The organism is Mesorhizobium sp. Cs1321R2N1, assembly GCF_037179725.1.
In the GTDB taxonomy this organism is placed as follows: Bacteria; Pseudomonadota; Alphaproteobacteria; order Rhizobiales; family Rhizobiaceae; genus Mesorhizobium; species Mesorhizobium salmacidum.
The window spans coordinates 1-4,382 of the sequence record NZ_JAPYKP010000244.1; the positions used below are offsets into that span (position 1 = coordinate 1).

5 protein-coding genes are annotated in these 4,382 nt (G+C 67.3%); 2 read left to right on the top strand and 3 right to left on the bottom strand.

The window, feature by feature from the left end:
• On the top strand, window positions 1–1,001 hold a 1,001-nt coding region (locus O7A61_RS31165; protein WP_337133020.1), incomplete at its 5' end, for an MFS transporter.
• Between the two features lie 23 nt (window positions 1,002–1,024).
• On the opposite strand, the gene O7A61_RS31170 is transcribed toward O7A61_RS31165, so the two are convergent.
• The 3 genes from O7A61_RS31170 to O7A61_RS31180 form a co-directional block, all read right to left on the bottom strand.
• Window positions 1,025–2,806, bottom strand: a complete 1,782-nt coding sequence (locus O7A61_RS31170) for a chloride channel protein (RefSeq protein WP_337133021.1) — start codon at window positions 2,804–2,806, stop codon at window positions 1,025–1,027.
• Between the two features lie 162 nt (window positions 2,807–2,968).
• Window positions 2,969–3,100: a hypothetical protein gene (locus O7A61_RS31175; protein ID WP_337133022.1), complete on the bottom strand. Its 132-nt coding sequence runs from the start codon at window positions 3,098–3,100 to the stop codon at window positions 2,969–2,971.
• Between the two features lie 24 nt (window positions 3,101–3,124).
• A complete protein-coding gene (locus O7A61_RS31180) occupies window positions 3,125–3,853 on the bottom strand; it encodes an NAD-dependent epimerase/dehydratase family protein (RefSeq protein WP_337133023.1) in 729 nt (242 codons plus the stop codon).
• A gap of 62 nt (window positions 3,854–3,915) precedes the next feature.
• Between O7A61_RS31180 and O7A61_RS31185 the strand changes: the two genes are divergently transcribed.
• On the top strand, window positions 3,916–4,382 hold a 467-nt coding region (locus tag O7A61_RS31185), incomplete at its 3' end, for a MarR family winged helix-turn-helix transcriptional regulator (RefSeq protein WP_337133024.1).

A 4,382-nucleotide genomic window follows, 5' to 3' on the forward strand; every position in this document is an offset into this window, starting at 1 on the left:
CCGCCATGGGCGCCGGCCTGCGTTACGTCGCCATGTCGCCCAACATCGGCAAGGTGCTGGTCAGGGGCGCGGCCTTTGGCTTCAGCGCCGGCGCGGTGCTGGCGCTGCTGCCGCTGGTGGCGCGCGACGTCGTCAAGGGCGACGCGCTGACCTACGGCATCATGCTGGGCGCCTTCGGCATCGGCGCAGTCGGCGGCGCGCTGATCAGCGTGCGGCTTCGGCAGTTGCTCTCCAGCGAGACGATGGTGCGCTGTGCCTTCGCCGGCTTCGCTGCCTGCGCGTTCAACGCCGCCATCAGCCAGCATGCCTGGCAGACCTCGCTCGGCCTGCTGGTCGGCGGTGCGTGCTGGGTGATTGCGCTCTCGCATTTCAACGTTACCGTGCAGATGGCGACGCCGCGCTGGGTGGTCGGCCGGGTTCTGTCGGTCTACCAGACCGCCACCTTCGGCGGCATCGCGTTGGGCAGCTGGATCTGGGGTGTCGTCGCCGACGCGCATGGCGCCGAGACGGCGCTGATCGCCGCAGCCATCGCCATGCTGGCCGGCGGTGCCATCGGTCTCGTGCTGCCGCTACCACAACAGCAGGTGCTCAACCTGGACCCGCTCAACCGCTTCAAGGAGCCGCACCTCGCCCTCGACCTGAAGCCGCGCAGCGGTCCGATCGCCATCATGATCGAATATGTGATCCGGCGCGAGGACGAGGCGGAATTCCTCGCCACCATGGCCGAGCGCGGGCGCATCCGCCGCCGCGACGGCGCCCGAAACTGGACGCTGGCGCGCGATCTCGAAAATCCGTCGATCTGGATCGAGCATTACCACACGCCGACCTGGCTCGAATATGTCAGGCACAATGGCCGCATCACCCATGCCGACGCCATGGTCGGCGAACGCTTGCGGGCGTTGCACTCAGGCGACGAGCCGCCGCGCGTGCGCCGCGTCATCGAGCGTCCGACAACCGCCGGCACGGCGCTGGTGCCGGCCAAGGGACCGATCGAGCATTGACGAGTTCGGAGACCGCGGGCTCCTTACCCTTCCCCCGACAGGTCCCGGCGCGCCTTTTCGAGTTCCTCGGCATAGCGCCGCATCAAATGGCCCTCGGTCAGAAGCCCCAGCACGATATGGTCGGCGAAGTCCTCGACCACGGCCAGTTCCTCGGCGCCGGCGCGCTGGAAGGTCTCGGCGGCGGCCTGCACGTTCATGCTGGGCACCAGGACGGCATCCTTGTACTGGGCAAGATCGCGCACCGGCACCTCGCCTCCGGAGGGATCGCTGTGCAGTTCGGCCACGATCAGCACGCCGACATACTCGTCCCCCGGGTCGACGGCGATCACGCGCTGGGCCGAACCCAGCGGGAATTCCTTGCGGAAGGCGGCCAGGGTCGTCGAGGCCTCGATGGTCTTGATGTCCTTGCGCATCATCGAGCCGACGGTCAGGCTGCGCATCCAGCCGACATCGTGGGCGCTGCGGATCGTCTCGCCGCGCAGGTGGAAGCGCCAGGTCGAGAACGAGTAGCCGAAGGTCTCACGCACCAGGATCGCCGCCATGATCGAGGCGGCCAGCACCACGCCGGTGAGCGTCAGGTCACGGGTCGATTCCAGCGCCAGGAAGGTCATGGTCAGCGGGCCGCCGACGACACCGACGGCGAGCGACGTCATGCCGACGACGGCGGCGACGGAAGGATCGATGCCGGTCGCCGGCGAGACGAGCGCCATGACACCGGCGAACGACTTGCCGAGCAGCGCCCCAAGGAACAGCGAGGCGAAGAACAGTCCGCCGCGAAAGCCCGAGCCCAGCGAGATGGCCGACGCCGCCAGCTTCAGCACGAAGACGCTGGCCACCACCGCCAGCCCGTAATTCATGGCGAACTCGCGATGCAGCGCGCCGTGGCCGCTGGACAGGACCTGCGGCGTGATCAGGCCGAGGAGGCCGACCAGGACACCCCCGATAACGGGGCGCAGCGAGGCATCGACGGACAGCCTGTTGAACCCGCGCTCGATCAGCGTCACCAGATGCATTATGGCGATCGAGGCCGCGCCGCCAAGCAGGCCGAGCAACAGGAACGGCACATATTGGCTGGCGGTGAGTTGCGGCAACCCTGAAAGCTCGAGCGGAAACGGTACGCCGCCGAACACTTCCGCTGTCAGCGACGCCGAGATCGCGGCGGTCAAGACAGGCGCGACATTGGCGACCGAGTAGATGCCGATGACCAGCTCGAAACCGTAGAAGGCGCCGGTCAGCGGCGCATCGAAGGCGGCTGATATGGCGCCGGCGGCGCCGCAGCCGACGAGGATGCGGACATCGTTGCGGCGCAACCGGAAGGCACGCGCCAGCCGCGAGGCGACCCCTGAGCCGATCTGCGTATAGCCGGCCTCCAGGCCGACCGAAGCGCCGAAGCCGCTGGAAATCATCGTCTGCACGACGATGATGAAGGTGTCGGTGAGCGACATGCGCCCGCCATAGAGCGCGTTGGCCTCGATCGGGTCGACCGGCGTGCGGAATTTCCGAAGCCTCAGCCAGACCACCGATATCCCAAGCAGGATGCCGCCGATCGCGGGGATCAGCGCCTGCATCGGATTGGCGAGCGAGAACATGCCGGACAGGCGTCCGCCGGGCTGGACGCCAAACAGCAGCCCGTGCAGGTCCTGCACGATCTGGCTCATCGCGGTGGCCAGTATGCCCGCCATGATGCCGACAACGCCCGCTAGGATGACCACGGCGATGCCGCGCGCCTCCAAGAGAGGGACTGACCTCAGAAGCACCGCGCGCAGCCGGCGGGCGTAGACTTGGGGTTGGTTTCTGGAAAGCACCGGGACGGCTCGCCGATATCAAAGGCAACGGAAGACCCGCCTGATACGCCGGGCGGCACGTCGTGACAACCACAATGCCGACATCAAAGGCGCCAATATGGCCGCGATGCCGCCTGACCCGGCCTTTCCCGCCCTGGGCGTGGAAAGCCACCGGCGCGGTGGTCAATTCGGGATCGTCAGCAGGCCGCAATCGTCGTCGGCAATAAAGGTCGCCAGCAGTTCGGCCGGCTCGGTGGTGCTGGCATTCTCGGCGAAGAGATGGATCGCTCGCAAACGGGCTTGATTGCTGATCATGTCGATGTCTCCGAGCGGATTGGTTCAGGCGGGCAAGCGGAAATCGGCGCGCCAGCCGAGTTCCTCGGCCGCCTTTCGCGTCGTGACGGCCTCATTGGGTTCGGCAATGTTGAAGATGCCGGGCACGCCCTTGTCCAGCGCAAGCAGCGCCGCATAGGCGGCCGCATCGACATGCACCGGCGACGCCCCGCCGGGGGTGTCCGCTCCCGTTCCCGGGCCGTAGAGCTGGCCATAGCGCAGGATGATGCCGGCGAATGGAGCGTCGAGCACAGCCGTTTCCAGCGCGATGACCCCGCCGACGCTGATGCCGCGATTGCCGCTCGCCGCGCCATCCAGCGGATCGGCCTCGGCATGCGGCTCGGGGCCTGGCGCATAGGCCCAGGCGATGCTTTGCGCCACCATGCGCCTGACGCCGGCGGCGGCGGCCGCGGCGACCAGATTGCGTGTGCCCTCCTCGCGGATGCGCGCATTGCGAACGACAGCCTCGGCCATGCGGCTCGGGTCCAGGCCCGCCGGCAGGTCGGTCAACTGATGGACGACGATGTCGGGGCGGGCAGCAAGCATTGCCCGCGACAGTGATTTCGCGTCGAACACATCCACAACCACCGGCTCGACGCCAAGGACCTCCAGTCTGGCGGCCTTGTCGGCACTGCGCGTGGTGCCCGTCACCTGATGGTGGGCGGCCAGGAGTTGCGGGACCAACCGCTGCCCGATGGCGCCAGAAGCGCCGGCGAGAAAAATCCGATAGGCCATCGTCATCGTCCTTGCTCTGCCTTAATATCAAAGCTCGAACAACATATAAGAGCCCTTACATCATGCGCAAGCCAAATCCGTCTATTCCAGCACCGGGCGAAGGCAAACGCGGCGAGGAAGGCTATCTCGGCTATCTCCTGCGGCAGGCCTCCGGCGCGCATCGGCTGAGGGTCGACCGGGCGCTAGCCGATCTCGGCGTGACGCAGCCGCAATTCGTCACTTTGACCATGCTGGCGGCCTATCCCGGCCTGTCAAATGCCGATCTTGCCCGACTGGCGCTGCTCACCCCGCAAACGCTCAGCGTCATCGTCACCAATCTGGAGCGGGCCGGCTCGCTGGTGCGCAAGCCGCACGCTGTCCATGGCCGCATCCAGCATATCGAGCTCAGCGCCAGCGGACAGGCCCTGCTGCGGCGATGCCGGAACCGTGTGCATGCGATCGAGAGCGAACTGACCGCCGGCCTGTCGGCGCCGGAGGAACGAGCCGTCAGGCGGTGGCTGGTCGGCGTTGCCACCGCAGACACGGCCGA